This is a genomic window from Phaeodactylibacter sp. (genome assembly GCF_022763345.1).
GTDB lineage: Bacteria > Bacteroidota > Bacteroidia > Chitinophagales > Saprospiraceae > Phaeodactylibacter.
Map to the genome: position 1 here is coordinate 172,529 of NZ_JALEGS010000061.1, position 16,441 is coordinate 188,969.

16 protein-coding genes are annotated in these 16,441 nt (G+C 42.8%); all 16 read left to right on the forward strand.

Annotated features, from left to right (window positions below):
• Positions 1 to 67 precede the first annotated feature (67 nt).
• The 16 genes from MRY86_RS17180 (at position 68) to MRY86_RS17255 (ending at position 16,352) form a co-directional block, all read left to right on the forward strand.
• Positions 68 to 541 carry a hypothetical protein gene (locus MRY86_RS17180; protein WP_293571735.1) on the forward strand — a complete coding sequence of 158 codons (474 nt, stop codon included), beginning with the start codon at positions 68 to 70 and terminating at the stop codon, positions 539 to 541.
• Between the two features lie 101 nt (positions 542 to 642).
• Entirely contained in the window at positions 643 to 1,101 is a 459-nt protein-coding gene (locus tag MRY86_RS17185) for a hypothetical protein (RefSeq protein ID WP_293571737.1), read from the forward strand.
• Positions 1,102 to 1,154: 53 nt separating this feature from the next.
• Positions 1,155 to 1,382 carry an SHOCT domain-containing protein gene (locus MRY86_RS17190; RefSeq protein ID WP_293571739.1) on the forward strand — a complete coding sequence of 76 codons (228 nt, stop codon included), beginning with the start codon at positions 1,155 to 1,157 and terminating at the stop codon, positions 1,380 to 1,382.
• A gap of 99 nt (positions 1,383 to 1,481) precedes the next feature.
• A complete protein-coding gene (locus MRY86_RS17195) occupies positions 1,482 to 1,748 on the forward strand; it encodes a hypothetical protein (RefSeq protein WP_293571741.1) in 267 nt (88 codons plus the stop codon).
• A gap of 209 nt (positions 1,749 to 1,957) precedes the next feature.
• Positions 1,958 to 2,812, forward strand: coding sequence for a restriction endonuclease (locus tag MRY86_RS17200; RefSeq protein WP_293571743.1), 855 nt, complete (start codon positions 1,958 to 1,960; stop codon positions 2,810 to 2,812).
• Positions 2,809 to 4,188 carry an MBL fold metallo-hydrolase gene (locus MRY86_RS17205; RefSeq protein WP_020534847.1) on the forward strand — a complete coding sequence of 460 codons (1,380 nt, stop codon included), beginning with the start codon at positions 2,809 to 2,811 and terminating at the stop codon, positions 4,186 to 4,188. The genes MRY86_RS17200 and MRY86_RS17205 overlap by 4 nt, the downstream gene beginning before the upstream one ends.
• A gap of 33 nt (positions 4,189 to 4,221) precedes the next feature.
• Complete coding sequence (locus MRY86_RS17210; protein ID WP_293571745.1) at positions 4,222 to 4,872, forward strand: L-2-amino-thiazoline-4-carboxylic acid hydrolase; 651 nt, start codon at positions 4,222 to 4,224, stop codon at positions 4,870 to 4,872.
• Positions 4,873 to 5,012: 140 nt separating this feature from the next.
• Positions 5,013 to 6,317, forward strand: coding sequence for an APC family permease (locus tag MRY86_RS17215; protein ID WP_293571747.1), 1,305 nt, complete (start codon positions 5,013 to 5,015; stop codon positions 6,315 to 6,317).
• An 89-nt stretch (positions 6,318 to 6,406) separates the two neighbouring features.
• Entirely contained in the window at positions 6,407 to 7,294 is an 888-nt protein-coding gene (locus tag MRY86_RS17220) for an alpha/beta hydrolase (protein ID WP_293571759.1), read from the forward strand.
• Positions 7,295 to 7,297: 3 nt separating this feature from the next.
• Positions 7,298 to 8,359: a class I fructose-bisphosphate aldolase gene (locus tag MRY86_RS17225; protein ID WP_020534850.1), complete on the forward strand. Its 1,062-nt coding sequence runs from the start codon at positions 7,298 to 7,300 to the stop codon at positions 8,357 to 8,359.
• Between the two features lie 15 nt (positions 8,360 to 8,374).
• On the forward strand, positions 8,375 to 9,880 hold the full coding sequence (locus MRY86_RS17230) for a thymidine phosphorylase family protein (RefSeq protein WP_020534851.1): 1,506 nt from the start codon (positions 8,375 to 8,377) through the stop codon (positions 9,878 to 9,880).
• Positions 9,881 to 11,464 carry a ribose-phosphate pyrophosphokinase gene (locus MRY86_RS17235; protein WP_020534852.1) on the forward strand — a complete coding sequence of 528 codons (1,584 nt, stop codon included), beginning with the start codon at positions 9,881 to 9,883 and terminating at the stop codon, positions 11,462 to 11,464.
• A gap of 4 nt (positions 11,465 to 11,468) precedes the next feature.
• Positions 11,469 to 12,329, forward strand: coding sequence for a universal stress protein (locus MRY86_RS17240; protein ID WP_293571752.1), 861 nt, complete (start codon positions 11,469 to 11,471; stop codon positions 12,327 to 12,329).
• A gap of 23 nt (positions 12,330 to 12,352) precedes the next feature.
• Positions 12,353 to 12,904 (forward strand): ion channel, encoded by a 552-nt coding sequence (locus MRY86_RS17245; RefSeq protein ID WP_020534854.1) that lies wholly within the window; start codon positions 12,353 to 12,355, stop codon positions 12,902 to 12,904.
• 133 nt (positions 12,905 to 13,037) lie between these two features.
• Positions 13,038 to 15,338: a heavy metal translocating P-type ATPase gene (locus MRY86_RS17250; RefSeq protein ID WP_071596848.1), complete on the forward strand. Its 2,301-nt coding sequence runs from the start codon at positions 13,038 to 13,040 to the stop codon at positions 15,336 to 15,338.
• Positions 15,339 to 15,347: 9 nt separating this feature from the next.
• Positions 15,348 to 16,352, forward strand: coding sequence for an MFS transporter (locus tag MRY86_RS17255; RefSeq protein WP_293571757.1), 1,005 nt, complete (start codon positions 15,348 to 15,350; stop codon positions 16,350 to 16,352).
• Positions 16,353 to 16,441: the final 89 nt, after the last annotated feature.

A 16,441-nucleotide genomic window follows, 5' to 3' on the forward strand; every position in this document is an offset into this window, starting at 1 on the left:
ATATACCATGCTTTTTCGAATTCGGTATAGGTCATTCTCTTTTTTAACAAAACAAGGAAATAGCAAAATGAAATTTATTCTAATTATCCCCGCAATTGCCGTTTTAATGATAATGAGTACATGTAATAACGACAAGCAGGGCAGTTTTGATCGCGAACAGAATAATGAAATGGACACTAATGAAAGTGAACATAAAACTACAACTATGCTTCCCCCACATTCGATGGATGTTGGAGGAAGTACTAACGATAATTTAGCAGGCCGCCAAGTGATAGCGCAACAAGTATGTATGGTCAATGATACTTATATGGGTAAAGACCAGATCGCTGTCCCTGTGAATGGAAAAACTTACTATGGCTGTTGTCAGATGTGTGTTACTACCCTTAATGAACAGGAAAGTTCCCGACAGGCTTCAGATCCGTTGACTGGAGAGGAGGTGGACAAGGCGGAAGCAATCATTGCTGTGCTCAATCAAGATGGTTCTGTTGGTTATTTCAAAAATGAAACCAACTATCAGAACTATGCTAACAAAAACGAATGATCAAATCCTTAAGTAAGGAGATAAACTATTGAAAAAGGTAAACCAATCCTCTTATTAAGAGACTTAAAACTACATTACTAAACTACTATAAAAACACAATCATGAAACGAATTTTATTTTTTATCACTACCACATTTCTGTTGATCGGCTGTAGCCAACAAGTAGATATTGGAACAATACTGGAAAATCCGGAAATGAAAAACGACCTATACTCCTCCATTGTAGGAGATCATGAATTAATGACTGAATTCATGGATAAAATGATGTCGAACGAGCATGCCATGATGATGATGAAAGGTAGTAATGGTATGATGGATATGATGATGAAGGAGGTCAATATGATGCAAATAATGGAAGACAAACCGGAGATGATGCAGAGCATGATGACCGACATGATGAAAAGTGAAGAGATGATGACCCATATGATACAGATGATGAACAAAGAAGGTATGATGAGCGAAGAGTGTATGCAATCATGCGTGACAATGATGGCTGACAAAGACATGTCATCAATGGATATGGACCAAGCTAACGACGATCATAATGATCATAATCATTAAGAATTAAAGTGACAAAGCACAAATAATTATTTGTTTATTCAAAAGCAATTGTTATGCATTTTTACGAAGGATATCATTTTGGAGGCATGCACCTCATCTGGTGGCTTATTTGGATCATAGCCCTTGTCTGGATTTTCGCAACGCCCTGGGATATACCTGGGCAGCGAAAGCAGAAAGATGGGCCATTTGAAATTTTACAAAAAAGATATGCCGGTGGATCCATCTCTAAGGAAGAATATGAAGAGCGGAAGGCTATTTTGGAAAGAGATGGTGCGCTGTAGCCCGTTTGATGACTTTCACTAATATACTATTCATCCTTATCCCTCGCGCGGGGTAGGAAAGGCAGAGAAAGGTTTTGTTAGAGCAAAAAACAATTGGTCATGGAAACATCAGAAATAAAGAACAGGCCCTTTCAGGCAAAAGAAGATAAGGAAAGACTCTTCCAGGCGCTGGAGGACGACGAACAGCTATTCAAAGAAGCCCTCGAAGTGATGCTGACACTGGTCGTTTCTGACCCGAAGCTGACCGTCGATGTAGCCGACCTGATTGAATCCGATTTCAGGAACATATACCTGGCTATTATGAAAATAATAGCCAGGGAAAACAGCAACGATAAATCAATGAGCTGTTGCAGTGATATTACTTGAAAACTAATGAAATCAGATTATGGAAATGATAAAAGTAGCAGTAAACGGATACGACCTCATTGGTGAATGGGTAGCGGACGCTGTCATGCTCTACCCCACACGGAATTAACGTGCGTCAGTGATGTAGTCTAGAGAAAGTCAATAGCCAATTAGGCGACCGGAAATCTATTTTAAGCCCTAAACACGAGTTCCTCAAATAATGAATCCACATGAGTAATAACCTTTTCATTACCAAAGCCTCTGGTGATACGGTGCCGTTTTCGGCAGAAAAACTCCGCCAATCGCTGCGTCGTGCAGGGGCAGAGAAGAAGGTGATAGATCGCATTCAAAAAGAAATAGAACTAAAGCTCTATCCAGGGATAAGTACTAAGGAAATTTACCGACAGGCATTTTCCTCGCTCAGGAAGGCCTCTACCCACTTAGCTGCCAAATATAAGTTGAAAAAAGCTCTTCAAGAGTTGGGGCCTACAGGTTTTCCTTTTGAAAAATATGTTAGCGAAATTTTAAAATATGATGGTTACAAAACAAAAGTTGGGCAAATTGTGCAGGGGCATTGCGTAGAGCACGAGTTGGATGTCATCGCGACCAAGGAGGATCAACATGTTATGGTTGAATGTAAATTCCACAGTGACCAAGTACGGAAGTGCGATGTCAAAATCCCCCTTTACATTCACTCCCGGTTTCTGGATGTAGAAAAAGCATGGGAGCAACGCCCTGGACATGGCCATAGATTCCACCAGGGATGGGTGGTGACCAATACCCGCTTTACAACGGATGCGATTCAATACGGGACTTGCGTCGGGCTGAACCTCGTCTCTTGGGATTTTCCAAAAAAAGGCAGCTTGAGGGAGCGGATTGATGGTTCAGGGCTACATCCTATCACTTGTCTCACTACCTTAACTAAAAAGGAAAAACAGATGCTGTTAGATAAAGGCATCGTACTCTGTAGAGAGCTTTGCCAAAATGAGCAGTTGTTAAAAGAAATTGATATACAGCCTGCACGGCAAAAAAAAGTAATGGAGGAAGCAGCGCTTATTTGTGAAACAAAAATCCACTCAAAATGAATGATAATATTCAGATCCATTTTCTCGGTGCTGCAGGGACCGTAACTGGCTCCAAATACCTAATTGAGGTTTTGGGCAAAAAAATCATGGTGGATTGTGGCCTTTTCCAGGGGCTAAAAAAACTGCGGAATTTGAACTGGGATACCTTCCCGGTAAACGTGTCGGAGATAGATGCTGTTTTGCTTACTCACGCCCATCTCGACCATACGGGCTACCTGCCACGATTGGTCAAATCAGGGTTTAAAGGCAAAATATACGGCACAGCCCCTACGCTCGACATCGCAGAAATCATCCTGCGGGACAGCGCTAAAATTCAAGAGGAAGAAGCGGCCCACGCTAATAAGTATGAATACTCAAAACATAAGCCAGCCAAGCCATTGTACAACCTAAAAGATGTGGACAGGACGCTCTCGCGGTTTGAGGAAGTGCAACTCGACCAATGGTTACCGTTTTTTGAAGGCATCAAGGTCAGGTATCAATACAACGGCCACATTCTCGGTGCTACTTTCATCGAAATGGATGCTGCTGGAAAGCGGTTGGTCTTTTCAGGTGATATCGGACGGGAAGAGGACTATTTGCTTTTTTCGCCGAAAAGGCCCGAGCGGGCTGACTTCCTGTTTATCGAAAGCACCTATGGCGACCGCCTACACTCAGAGGGGGATATTGAACAGGAACTGCTCCAACACATCGAAGAAACTTATCAGGACGGTGGGACACTCATCATCCCCAGTTTCGCTGTGGAACGCACCCAAACGCTGATGTATTTGCTTTGGAAACTACGTGAAAAAGGGCTAATGCCTAACATCCCCGTGTACATGGACAGCCCTATGGGGGCTAAAGTACTGGATGTGTTTCACCGCTCCGCTGCTTGGCACAAATTGCCGGAAGAAGATTGTAACAAAATGTGCGATTATATCCAAACGGTCTCCAGTTTTCGGGAAACATGGGCAATCATTGATGACAAATCTCCAAAAATCGTGATCGCGGGCAGCGGCATGGTAACAGGAGGTCGGGTACTCACCTACTTGACCAAATATTTAGAGAGACCGGAAACCCGGTTGTTACTGGTAGGCTATCAGGCGGAAGGCACCCGTGGCAGACAATTGCAGGAAGGGGCCCACGAAGTGAAGATTTACGGAAAATACTATTCTGTCAGTGCCAAAATTGTGAGGATAAATGGGCTGTCGGCACATGCCGATCAGCGGGAGTTATTGAACTGGATGGGCGGAATAAAGAATACACCCGAAAAGGTTTTCATCGTACATGGCGAAGCACATGCTGCGGATGTATTGCGAGTGAAAATCAAAGATGAATTTGGTTGGGATTGCATTGTGCCGGAGTTATATTCGATTGAAACAATTGAACTACAAGAGTAAAAAAGCTTAGCGAGTAATCAATCAAAATAAACCATGCTCATACACAATCTAATAATTAAACTGGTGAAGCCTTTCATCAATTCATCAGCGCGAAAGGTTTTGGGGCGGCTTCTTGATAAAAGCACAGTTCAAACTTTGCTCAAAAATGCTTGGGAGGAATATGGCATTTTGAAAAATGAAGTTCATCTTGAGCCAAACTTCGGAGCAAGAATCATGGTAGAGTTGGCCGTGATTTCGGAAACATTTTTCCGGCAGCTTGCTGGAAAAATGAGTAAACAGGAAGCCTACCGGATTTTCAACGAAATAGCCTGGGACATCTACTCGAAAATGGGAAAAACTACCTATCGGCTCACCGGGCTGACTTCCAAAAATAAGTACGACCACCTGCTAAAAGCCACCCGACTGTTCCGGACATTTCCTTTTTCCAGCCCGTCATATCAGTGGAAAGATTTACCCGCAGAGCCAGGTGTGGTTGCTTTTGATTGTGAGCGCTGCCCAGTAGCTAATTATTTCAAAAGTAAGGAAAATGCTGCACTGGGGTTTAACACTTGGTGCCAGTTGGATTACAAACTTGCAGAACTGTGGGGCGGCAACCTAAGGCTGACCAATACGATTGCAGGTGGGGCCGAGGTTTGCGATTTCAGATGGAAGGTGGATGAAGATGAAAGAGAAAACAAAACATAGAGCGTATTGGAGGTTTTTGACCATCGGAATCGTTGAAAAACAACCAGATTGGTTTCAAAGGCTGACCATCTCAAAAAAAGTGGGAAAAGAAGGTAGTAAACCCAAGGTAAAAATATAAGCATCGTAGCTAAGTGGACAAAATGGATAAATACAAAAAAAATAGTTTAAGTTTAACTGGAGCAGTGGCACTTGGCACCGGGGTCATGATAGGGGCCGGCATCTTTGCGTTGTTGGGGCAGGTGGCGGAGCTTGCAGGAACTTTGTTTCCTTTGGTCTTTTTAGTCGGGGCAGTCATCTCCGGTTTTAGTGCCTATTCCTATATAAAGTTATCCAATACTTACCCATCAGCGGGTGGCATTGCCATGTACCTCAAAGAGGCCTATGGAAAAGGTACGATTACTGCAGCGGGAGCTCTTTTAATGGCTTTTTCAATGATTATTGGTGAAAGCTTGGTGGCCCGCACATTTGGATCATATACCCTACAGCTTTTCGATGTAGGAGAAAATAGTATTTGGGTACCTGTTTTGGGTGTTTTATTATTGGTGGTTGCCTTTTTAATCAATATTTCCGGTAATAAGGTGATTGGCCGCTCTTCTCAAGTGTTGGCAGTTATCAAAATTGGGGGACTTGCCATCTTCGCCCTTGGTGGTTTATGGGCAGCAGGTTTTTCATTTGGTGAAGCCTTGCCTTCTTCCATCTCCAGTGAACATACGGTATCCAGTTATATAGGGGCCTTGGCTTTTACCATCCTGGCTTATAAAGGTTTTACAACCATCACAAACAGTGGGGGGGAGATTGTGAATCCTAATAAAAATGTGGGACGAGCAATAATGATTTCGCTACTTCTGTGCACACTTGTGTATGTATTGGTGGCTTTGGCGGTTTCAGTCAATTTATCAATCCCCGAGATTATAGCAGCCAAAGATTTTTCGCTCGCAGAAGCTTCCAAACCAGCATTTAGTAAATATGGATTGTGGTTTACGGTGGGTATTGCCATAGTAGCCACTATTTCGGGGGTTATTGCTAGCCTGTTTGCCGTTTCCAGAATGACAGCTATGCTTACGGAAATAAACCTTATCCCACATAAACATTTTGGAATGCCTGGTCGATTACAAAAGCACATGCTCGTTTATACCGTGGTTATAGCTATTATACTCACCGCATTTTTCGATCTAAGCCGGATTGCTTCGCTTGGAGCTATTTTTTACCTAACGATGGACGTAATACTCCAATGGGGGGTATTAAAAAATCTTAGAAAAAAAGTTAAAGCCAATATCTTAATTGTTACCACTGCTATTTTACTCGACTTAGTGGTATTGGGTGCATTTGTTTGGATAAAAGCCTCCAGTGATCCTTTGGTAATAGTAGTTTCCACAGTACTTATGGTTTTAGTTTTTGTTGGAGAAAGGTGGTTTTTACAATGGGAAACAAACGAGAAGAGTTAAAACGGAGTCAGCGAACCGATGAAAGCGGTTGGGCTTTCTGGCAAAATCAACAAGCGCTCTTCCAATCAAAATGAACTGAATTGAAAAAGATGATTTTATTAATGTTTTCAGCCATCATAATTGCCTTTGCAGGGGTCGGAGTACACGGCTACCTCAAAGGAGTCATGGCACAACCTTATGACTCAGAAAAAATGATGCTCAACTATGAGCGCATTGGCAATGGCCCGAAAAAGATGATTCTTCTGCATGGTTTGACAGGTTCATTGAAATATTGGAAAGCTGGATTGGGTGAATTACCTGATTATAGTTCTTATTCATTATTGCTTGTTGACTTATTAGGTTTTGGGGATTCCCCAAAACCTAATAGCAAATATGACCTTAAAGAGCATTTGGGGGCTATAGAAAAAGTGATAAAACAAGAGGGCTTTGATGATGGCGATGTCATGGTCGTAGGACATTCACTCGGCTCAATTTTGGCCATCGGACTTGTTGGGGAACACCCTGATTGGTTTCAACATCTGGCCATCATTGGGCTTCCTAGTTATAGCGGAAAAGAAGCTATAAAAACCAAATTGGGCAAGGCTTCCCTCTTCGATGGCGTGAGTGTGGATTCCAGGTATAAATTCGTTTGCTTTTTCCATCCACTGTACATGACGGAGTGGTTTCGGCCAAATAATATCCCGAAGGATATTTTTAGAGACGCCGGCAAACACACTTGGGTAAGTTATTACCGCACACTGGATAATGTCATTATAGATACTGATTTGCGGGAATTGGCTTCCCGAATCAAGGACAAGAAAATCCTGCTCATACATGGTGAAAACGACGCTGCCGCACCGATTGAAAACGTGGAGGTATTGCTTCCTATTTTCACCAACTCAAAATTTGAAAGGCTAACAAATGCTGACCACCATGTTTATTTGGCGTCCCCAGCGAAGGTCTGGGCTTTGATTAATGATTTTGAAAAAGTACATTAAAATATGACAACCATTCGAAAAATAACCGACCTGCTTGGCTCTGAGGCCTTATGGCTGCTTGAGCATCAATGCACCCTAATTTCAAAAGAATCACTGGAGCTTCCTGCCCCTGATTATTTGGAAAAAGTATTTATCAACAGTAACCGTAATCCTCAAGTACTGCGCAGTTTGGCGCAACTTTTTGGGCATGGAAATCTGGGTGACTCCGGCTATTTGAGTATACTGCCCGTTGACCAGGGGATTGAACACAGCGCCGCTTTTTCTTTTTATAAAAACCCTGAATACTTCAAGCCAGGAAATATTGTTCGTCTGGCCATCGAAGCGGGCTGCAACGGCGTGGCTTCTACTTTTGGTGTGCTCGCTTTAAATGCTAGGAAATATGCCCACAAAATACCCTTCATTGTTAAAATTAATCATAACGAATTGCTCACCTATCCTAATAAACATGATCAAGTAATCTTCGGTAAGGTGCGAGAAGCGTGGAATCTAGGTGCGATAGCTGTAGGGGCAACTATTTATTTTGGCTCAAAGGAAAGCAACCGTCAATTACAGGAGATTGCAGAAGCATTTGCTCAAGCCCATGAATTGGGTATGGCGACTATTCTGTGGTGTTATACCCGTAATGATGCTTTCAAAACGGAGGAGCAGGATTATCACTCCGCCGCTGATTTGACTGGTCAGGCCAATCATCTTGGCGTCACCATCCAAGCCGATATCATCAAGCAGAAATTGCCTTCTACTAATTACGGTTTCCGAGATATTCAATTCGGAAAATATAGCAAGGAAATGTACGAAGCCCTTACCACTGACCATCCGATTGACCTCTGCCGTCTTCAGGTCGCCAACTGCTACATGGGGCAGATTGGGCTGATAAATTCCGGAGGTGGTTCAGAGGGCGGTTCTGATTTAGCAGAAGCAGTAAAGACTGCCGTTATTAACAAACGGGCAGGGGGTATGGGCCTCATCCTTGGTAGAAAAGCATTTCAGCGACCGATGAAGGAAGGCGTTGAAATCATCCAGCATGTCCAACAAGTGTATCTGGAAAAGGAAATTACCATTGCCTGATTACAAAAAAAAGAAATGAACTACGATTCAAACATATTGAAACTCAAACGCCTCGGTATTGATACCCAAAGAGAGTATTTCGTATACATGCGTTCGGATTGCCATATCTGCATTTCTGAAGGATTCGAGGCACTGACGAGGGTTGAAGTGACGGTAAAAGGGAAAACCATTATCGCGACCTTGAATGTACTGCATAGTGAGCTGCTCCAACACGGCGAAGCCAGTTTGTCGGAAAGTGCGTGGAGAGCCTCAGGAGCCAAAGAAGGAGATACGATTGCCTTTGCTCACTTACAGCCAGTTCATTCGATGAGTTATGTACGGTCAAAAATGTATGGCAATAAGTTAAACGACGAATCTTGCCAATCCATCATTTCAGATATTGCAGAAGGCAAATATTCCAATATTGAACTTGCAGCATTTGTTACAGCCTGTGCAGGCAAAAACCTCGACGCTATCGAGATTGCTGGTTTAACTAAGGCAATGGTAGCAGTAGGAAAAAAAATGGATTGGGGTAAGGATATAGTAGTCGACAAACATTGCGTCGGTGGCTTGCCTGGTAATAGGACTACGCCTATTGTGGTATCTATCATAGCTGCTGCTGGGTTGACTATTCCCAAGACCTCTTCCCGTGCTATTACTTCACCTGCGGGAACCGCTGATACGATGGAAACTATGACACCTGTCAATCTCTCTTTAGCGGAAATAAAGAAAGTGGTCAAACAGGAAGGAGGTTGTATTGTATGGGGTGGTGCCGTAGAGCTTAGCCCTGCCGATGACGTACTTATTAAAATAGAAAAGGCGCTTAATATAGACAGTGAAGGTCAAATGATAGCTTCCGTCCTATCTAAAAAAGTAGCAGCAGGTTCGTCTCATGTGATAATTGATATTCCTGTGGGCAAGACAGCTAAAGTCCGTTCTGAGTCAGATGCAAAGCATTTAGAATTTTATTTTCATAGGGTAGCTCAAGAAATTGGATTGAACATCAAAGTACTGATTACTGATGGCTCTCAACCTGTAGGAAGGGGTATTGGGCCGTCCCTTGAAGCCTTAGATGTACTGGCTGTTTTCCGACAAATCAATAACCGTCCTCTGGACCTGGAAGAAAGAGCCATTTTGATAGCAGGTGAACTACTGGAAATGGCAGATGAAGTCACTTCAGGTAATGGTCATGCAATGGCAAAGAGGCTGTTGCAGAGTGGTATTGCTTGGAAGAAATTTCAAGCAATTTGTGAAGCACAAGGTGGTTTTCGTGAACCTGTTCTGGGAAACCTGCAGCACGAAGTACTGGCTAGGAACAGCGGTCAAGTATTCGAAATTGACAACCGACGCTTGGCTAAGGTGGCTAAGCTATCGGGAGCTCCCTCCCGCCCCGGAGCGGGGGTTCTAATGCACTGTAAAATTGGACAACGCATGATAGCAGGTGAACCTATGTTCACCCTTTACGCTGAGACTTCCGGAGAATTGAACTACGCGAAAGATTATTTGGAAAAAGAATTTAATGAAATCATAAAATTATCCTGAATGGAAACTATTCTTTTCGCTTTACCGGGAAATGAAAAATTGGCGAAGACCTTAGCAGTTAAACTAAATGCCGAAATGGGTGAGGTTACCATCCGCCGCTTCCCCGACGGCGAGTCATATGTCCGAATCCACTCTAATATCGCAGAGAAAAAGGTGGTTCTTCTCTGTTCACTTCATCAGCCAGATGAGAAACTGTTGCCGCTCTATTTTTTGTCTAAAGTGGCAAAAGAGTTGGGGGCAAGATGCACCTGCTTGGTAGCTCCCTATTTGGCTTACATGAGACAGGATAAAATTTTCCATCCTGGTGAAGGAGTAACTTCAAAATACTTTTCCCAGCTAGTTACTGGCTTTGCTGATAGCCTGATTACTGTTGATCCACACCTGCACCGCATCAGCAGGCTGGGCGATATTTACGACATACCCACAGAGGTACTCCATGCGGCAGACGCTATTTCTGATTGGATAAAAAAGCACATCGAAAACCCAGTGTTGGTTGGCCCTGACAGCGAAAGTGAGCAGTGGGTCTCAGAGGTGGCAAAAAATGCTGGTGCACCATTTATGGTCTTGAAAAAAATAAGGCATGGAGACCGAAACGTGGAAGTCTCGGTTCCGGAGTTAGAAGCTTACCGCAATCACACACCTGTATTGGTGGATGATATTATCTCCACGGCAAGGACGATGATTGAAACAGTTGGGCATTTGAAAAAAGCGGGCATGAAGCCTCCTGTTTGTATTGGCATACATGCTATTTTTGCTGATAATGCTTATCAGGATTTGTTGGACGCAGGAACTGCTAAAGTCGTGACCTGCAACACCATTCCACACAAAAGCAATAGCATTGATTTGAGTGAGTTGTATGTGGATTTTATTCAAAATTTCGAAAAACCAACTATTGCAAAAGATATAAAAAATTATTTATTCATATTGGGTTGTTTCCTATTTCTTCTTCCGCTCAATGGGTTTGCCCAGAACGAAGAAGGTATGTTGATTTTCCAAATTGACGGCAACCGTTATTATCGAAAAAATTACGACGGGAACAATAAGCTAACAAGCTATCAGGCCATCGAGGTTGGCAGTCTTAAAGCCAGTGCAGAAAAAGTTGAAGCGAAACTGACCGTGGTTACTTACGATGCCAATGATAATATGAAAGACGCTTCCCAAACGGTCATCACTTGCGATCCGGCGACGAGCGAGGTCATGATGGGGATTTTTCCATTTGCCGGAGGTGCCACCAATAAATCATTGAAAATTGAGCCAGAAGATAATAGCCAAATATATCCCGAAGGTTGGAGGGAGCAAAATACGCTAAGAGACTTCGTCTTCAATCTCGATTTCAAAGGTGGTGCAGCTGGTTTTTTTGGTACTAGTAGCAAGGTCTCTTTTACGGAAAGAAGTGTAAAGAAATCTAGTGAAAATACTTACCGGATATCAGGTAACATGACTCTGGTAGCCTATATAATAGGGGTAAGAATTTCAACTATAGAGTACCGTTATTTTGAAGATATTGACCAGGAGGCAGGTATTATCTATCAAAAATTTACTGAAAAAAATGGAAATTATTTCACCATTAAAATAATAAGATAATCAAATGAAAAGTACCGCAGCAATTCAAGATGCACGAATAAAAAACATCTTGGTTCCTACCGATTTTTCTGATTGTGCCAATGCCGCATCAGCCTTCGCTATTCATTTAGCACAAAAGGCTGGAGCAGGAGTACATTTTTTACATTTACAGCATACACCTGTAAATTGGGTGAAGCTGTCAAAAGAAAAAGAAAAACGTTACCAGGAAACCCTTCGGGCTATTGGGCATGCTAAAAGTGAATTGTCTGGATGGGTACGAAAGACGAAAGAAGCAGGCTTGCAAGCGGAGCGTTTCCTGGTATTTGACTCGGGCGAAGAAGAAATACGACGCCACTTGGAAGCCCATCAACATGATTTTCTGGTCATGGGTTCACATGGAGTCCAAGGTCTAGAGGAGAGCCTGATCGGTAGCAATGCTCAACAGATACTTAGGAAGGCGTCTGTTCCCGTTTTGGTAATCAAGAAAACTGTTTCTAGGCCGATCAAAAACATCCTTTTTGTTTCTGATTTTACGGATGTTTCCAGCGCTTCCTTCCATACATTGATCCATTTTGCCGACCTAATCGAGGCTCATATTGACCTGCTGTTTGTCAATACCCCCAATCAGTTTACAGAATCTGCGGAGACCAACAAAAACATGGATAGGCTTATGATCCATTGTAATCGGGAAGACAGCTGTACCAGGAATATCATCAATGCTGCTACTGTGGAGGATGGAGTACGAGATTTTAATCAGGAAAGATCGATGGATTTAATTGCCATTTGTACACATGGGAAGAGTGGCTTACAACAGTTGTTTTCACCGAGTATAGCCGAGAAAATAGCCAACCATTCGATGCTGCCAGTGCTGAGTATAAGGTTGTAATTAGTTTTAAGAAAACCACTGCTATGTCAGTTAATAATACCCTTCGCGGTGCCTTTTTTTATAAGCAGTTATACCAAAAAACAATATTTGCGATAGCAAGTGTTTTGGGTGTAGGTCTACTTTATATTCTGATGATGTCTTTCATTGATCATCAGGCATTCCCTTTTGATTATTTGATATTGGTACTTGCTTTAGCGAAAACAGGTATTATTGCCTTTACCACCTTAAAGCAACTAGCGAAATTAATCAGGATCTGTCATTCCGCTGAGCGTCTGCTTTGGGTCTTTGGGCTGCTGATAGCTATCAGTATTTTCTCTTTTGCAACGGATTATACTTGCCTTTATCAATTTGATCATACCACCTTTGACAGTGTACAGGCACAATCTGAGACTTACATATACCATTTATATCACTTCGTGTATTTCAGTGTGATCACATTTGCTACTGTAGGTTATGGAGATATTGTACCCGTTTCTGAGATAGCCCGGCTAGTGGTGATGCTCGAAATATTTTTGAGCTTTTTTCTAGTAGTCTTTGCCTTAGCTAATATTAAAAAAATTCACATTAAAGAGTGAATAATTATTGAACTAAATAGCCTGTCGACTCGTACTTCCAAGTCTGCTAAAAAAGATGGGTGAATTACTCGACCTCGCTTCAAGGTGACAAGCTTTAATGAATATTGAACACGAATATTAATCATAAACAATTATGAAACATACTTATTCAATCACCGGGATGACCAGTGCGCACTGCGTACGAGCGGTAAAAAAAGCATTAGAACAGATTGACGGGATAGCGTCGGCCGAAGTAATCCTCGAACCACCGCATGCAACGATTACCATGCATCATCATGTTGCTGAAAAGCTAATGAATGAGGCTTTGGCTAAAGCAGGTGATTATCGCATAAAGTTGTCTAATGGGGAAGAACACTCTGAACATCATCATCAAATGAACCAAACTGGAAGCGCTCAACAGTCCGCCAAAATGCAAGACGGCCATGGTCAACACCAAATGGAGGGCGAACATGGTGATCACAATCCGGGCCACGGGGAAATGGGGCACGATCATCACCGCATGATGATCGCCGATTTCAGAAAAAGATTTTGGGCTTCTTTGATACTGACTGTTCCTATTCTGCTGCTTTCTCCTATGATCCAACGCTGGTTGGGACTGGATTGGCAATTTATCGGTAGTAGATATTTGCTTTTTGCCTTATCGAGTATTGTTTATTTCTATGGTGGCTTACCTTTCCTGAAGGGGTTTTTGAAAGAAGTTCGGGATAAATCTCTCGGTATGATGACCCTAATTGCTATGGCCATTTCTGTAGCCTATTTCTATTCTGTAGCCACCACCTTCGGTTTGCCGGGCGAGAGTTTTTACTGGGAGCTCGCTACGCTAATTGTCATTATGCTCCTCGGACATTGGATTGAGATGAAGTCGGTACTTGGGGCTTCTAAAGCTCTAGAACTGTTGGTAAGCATGATGCCCTCGGAGGCCCATAAAATAGAAGGAGATCAGGTCGTTGATATCAGCCTGGAAGATCTGCTAAGTGGAGATGTTATTTTGGTAAAGCCTGGTGAAAAAGTTCCCGCTGATGGGACGGTGCTAGAAGGCGAAAGTTACCTCAATGAGTCTATGTTGACTGGTGAATCCAAGCCGGTACAAAAAGGATTGCACGACTCGGTGATCGGTGGCTCTATCAACGGCAATGGTTCACTAAAGGTAAAGGTAGAGCATACGGGTAAGGATAGTTATCTGAACAAAGTGATTACGATGGTTCAGGAGGCCCAGAAGACCAAATCTAAAATGCAGAATCTTTCGGATCGGGCGGCCAAGTGGTTGACTTATATTGCCCTAGCAGTAGGTTTCGGTACCTTGGTCTTATGGCTGGCCCTCGGGAAAGACTTTGTTTTTGCGTTGGAGCGCATGGTCACGGTTATGGTTATCTCCTGTCCGCATGCCTTAGGTTTGGCCGTTCCATTGGTGGTTGCGATTTCCACGGCGATTTCGGCTCAAAACGGTTTACTGATTCGCAATCGGACCGCATTTGAAGAAGCCAGAAAGATATCAGTTCTGGTTTTTGATAAAACTGGTACACTCACCAAAGGTGATTTTGGAGTAACTCGTTACGAAAGCTTACAAAATGATCTTGATCAAGATGAAATGCTTCGTTTAGCTGGAGCTTTAGAGCGAAGTTCAGAGCATCCAATTGCGGTGGGGATTGTTCAAAAGATAAAGGAATTGCAAATTACTATTCCTGCTCCCGATAACTTTGAAGCCATTACCGGAAAAGGTGTACAAGCAAGCGTAGAAGGGAAAGCCGTAAAGGTGGTTAGCCCCGGGTACTTACGGGATGAAAAAATAGAGATTCCTGAAGGAGCCTATAGCAGTGCTGCCGAAACGGTAGTTTTTGTGATCATAGATGGAGCCTTAGCAGGGTACATTGCTCTTGCTGATGAAATCCGACCAGAATCAGCGGCAGCTATCAAGACTTTTAAAGCTAACAACATCAAAGTTTTTATGGCCACTGGTGATAATGATGTAGTCGGTAAAGCCGTGAGTGAAGAACTTGGATTAGACGGTTACTATGCAGAGGTATTGCCTCATCAAAAAGTAGAAATTGTCAAGGAATTGCAAGCTAAAGGGGAATTTGTAGCCATGACTGGTGACGGTGTCAATGATGCACCTGCGTTGGCCCAAGCCGATGTGGGCATTGCCGTAGGATCAGGTACCGATGTAGCTGCGGAAACCGCTGATATCATTCTCGTCAATAGTAACCCCAAGGATATTGCCAATCTCATCCTGTTTGGAAAAGCCACGTATAGCAAGATGATCCAGAATCTGGCCTGGGCTACTGGTTATAATGCCATTGCTATACCCTTGGCCGTAGGTATATTGTATCCTTGGGGCTTTGTGTTGAGTCCTGCGATAGGAGCGGTTTTTATGAGTTTAAGCACGATTATAGTAGCCATTAATGCACAATTGTTGAAGAAAAAGATAGGACAGTAGTCCATACCTATGAATGAATTCAGTTTTATTGATAAAAGCCTGGCAACTGTTTTTATCACGCTTTTTGTGGTCGCTCTAGGCTTCGGTGTGATTTTACCGGTTCTACCATTTTTCACAGAGCGATTAGCTTTGGGAGAAGGTGTGTCTTCTGACCAAATTACTTTTCATATTGGGTTTTTAACGAGTGTTTATCCCTTTTTTCAAATGCTTTTTGCTCCCCTTTGGGGGCGTTGGTCAGATCGTGTTGGTCGAAAGTCACTTATGCTCATGGGAATTGCTGGTTTCGTAGCGATGCAACTATTAATTGGTGTGGCTACTTCAATTTGGCTGCTCTATCTTGCTCGCATTATCGGTGGAATTTTTACTTCAGCAATTATTCCTGTAGGATATGCATTGATTAGCGACCTCACTTCTGCCGATAAGCGTAGTCTTGGTATTGCATTAGGCGGCACTTCCTACAGCTTGGGAGTAATAGTAGGGCCATTCATCGGTGGATTGCTCAGCCAAAGGGACTGGCACTGGAATCTGGAATGGGGCCATTTTTTGATTAATGGCTATTCTATTCCTTTTTTCTTTCTGGCTATAATCGGCCTTTTGCTATTCCCTTTGATAAATAAAGGACTACAGAATGGAGTGTTCCTCCTTGCTGAAAAGCCAAAGCGTTCTAGAGGGGCAACATGGTATCAGATCGTAAGGGATTTGTTTCCTTTATTATTTTTATCCTTTATCTATCAGATAGCCCTCACCTTATTTGAAGCGGTATTTTCCATCTTTTCCAAAAATGAGTTGCAATACAATGCCGTCACCATTGGATATGGATTTATGGTCTGTGCCTTGGTCATGGCCTTGTTACAACCGTTAGTAGTTTCCACAAGGATCAAAAAAATAATCTCGGGTAGGAAACAGATCACTCTTGGGTTTGGAATATTTGGAGTTGGTGTTTTATTATTACTCCTAACTGACCAACTGTTATATGTTTTTCTCTTCATCGGGCTATTGGCTGCCGGGGTGTAGACTTGCGTAAAAATAAGACAGTTTAAAAATTCACTAACTTTAAGCTGTTATGAAGAAATCAAAGTTTACAGAGAGCCAAATAATCAAGG

Excerpts from the sequence above, each read along its gene's own strand:
- MRY86_RS17205 (WP_020534847.1), top strand. The coding sequence starts at position 2,809 with ATGAATGATAATATTCAGATCCATTTTCTCGGTGCTGCAGGGACCGTA.
- MRY86_RS17240 (WP_293571752.1), top strand. The coding sequence starts at position 11,469 with ATGAAAAGTACCGCAGCAATTCAAGATGCACGAATAAAAAACATCTTG.
- MRY86_RS17210 (WP_293571745.1), top strand. The coding sequence starts at position 4,222 with ATGCTCATACACAATCTAATAATTAAACTGGTGAAGCCTTTCATCAAT.
- MRY86_RS17250 (WP_071596848.1), top strand. The coding sequence starts at position 13,038 with ATGAAACATACTTATTCAATCACCGGGATGACCAGTGCGCACTGCGTA.
- MRY86_RS17190 (WP_293571739.1), top strand. The coding sequence starts at position 1,155 with ATGCATTTTTACGAAGGATATCATTTTGGAGGCATGCACCTCATCTGG.
- MRY86_RS17225 (WP_020534850.1), top strand. The coding sequence starts at position 7,298 with ATGACAACCATTCGAAAAATAACCGACCTGCTTGGCTCTGAGGCCTTA.
- MRY86_RS17245 (WP_020534854.1), top strand. The coding sequence starts at position 12,353 with ATGTCAGTTAATAATACCCTTCGCGGTGCCTTTTTTTATAAGCAGTTA.
- MRY86_RS17235 (WP_020534852.1), top strand. The coding sequence starts at position 9,881 with ATGGAAACTATTCTTTTCGCTTTACCGGGAAATGAAAAATTGGCGAAG.
- MRY86_RS17195 (WP_293571741.1), top strand. The coding sequence starts at position 1,482 with ATGGAAACATCAGAAATAAAGAACAGGCCCTTTCAGGCAAAAGAAGAT.
- MRY86_RS17230 (WP_020534851.1), top strand. The coding sequence starts at position 8,375 with ATGAACTACGATTCAAACATATTGAAACTCAAACGCCTCGGTATTGAT.
- MRY86_RS17200 (WP_293571743.1), top strand. The coding sequence starts at position 1,958 with ATGAGTAATAACCTTTTCATTACCAAAGCCTCTGGTGATACGGTGCCG.
- MRY86_RS17180 (WP_293571735.1), top strand. The coding sequence starts at position 68 with ATGAAATTTATTCTAATTATCCCCGCAATTGCCGTTTTAATGATAATG.
- MRY86_RS17220 (WP_293571759.1), top strand. The coding sequence starts at position 6,407 with ATGATTTTATTAATGTTTTCAGCCATCATAATTGCCTTTGCAGGGGTC.
- MRY86_RS17255 (WP_293571757.1), top strand. The coding sequence starts at position 15,348 with ATGAATGAATTCAGTTTTATTGATAAAAGCCTGGCAACTGTTTTTATC.
- MRY86_RS17215 (WP_293571747.1), top strand. The coding sequence starts at position 5,013 with ATGGATAAATACAAAAAAAATAGTTTAAGTTTAACTGGAGCAGTGGCA.
- MRY86_RS17185 (WP_293571737.1), top strand. The coding sequence starts at position 643 with ATGAAACGAATTTTATTTTTTATCACTACCACATTTCTGTTGATCGGC.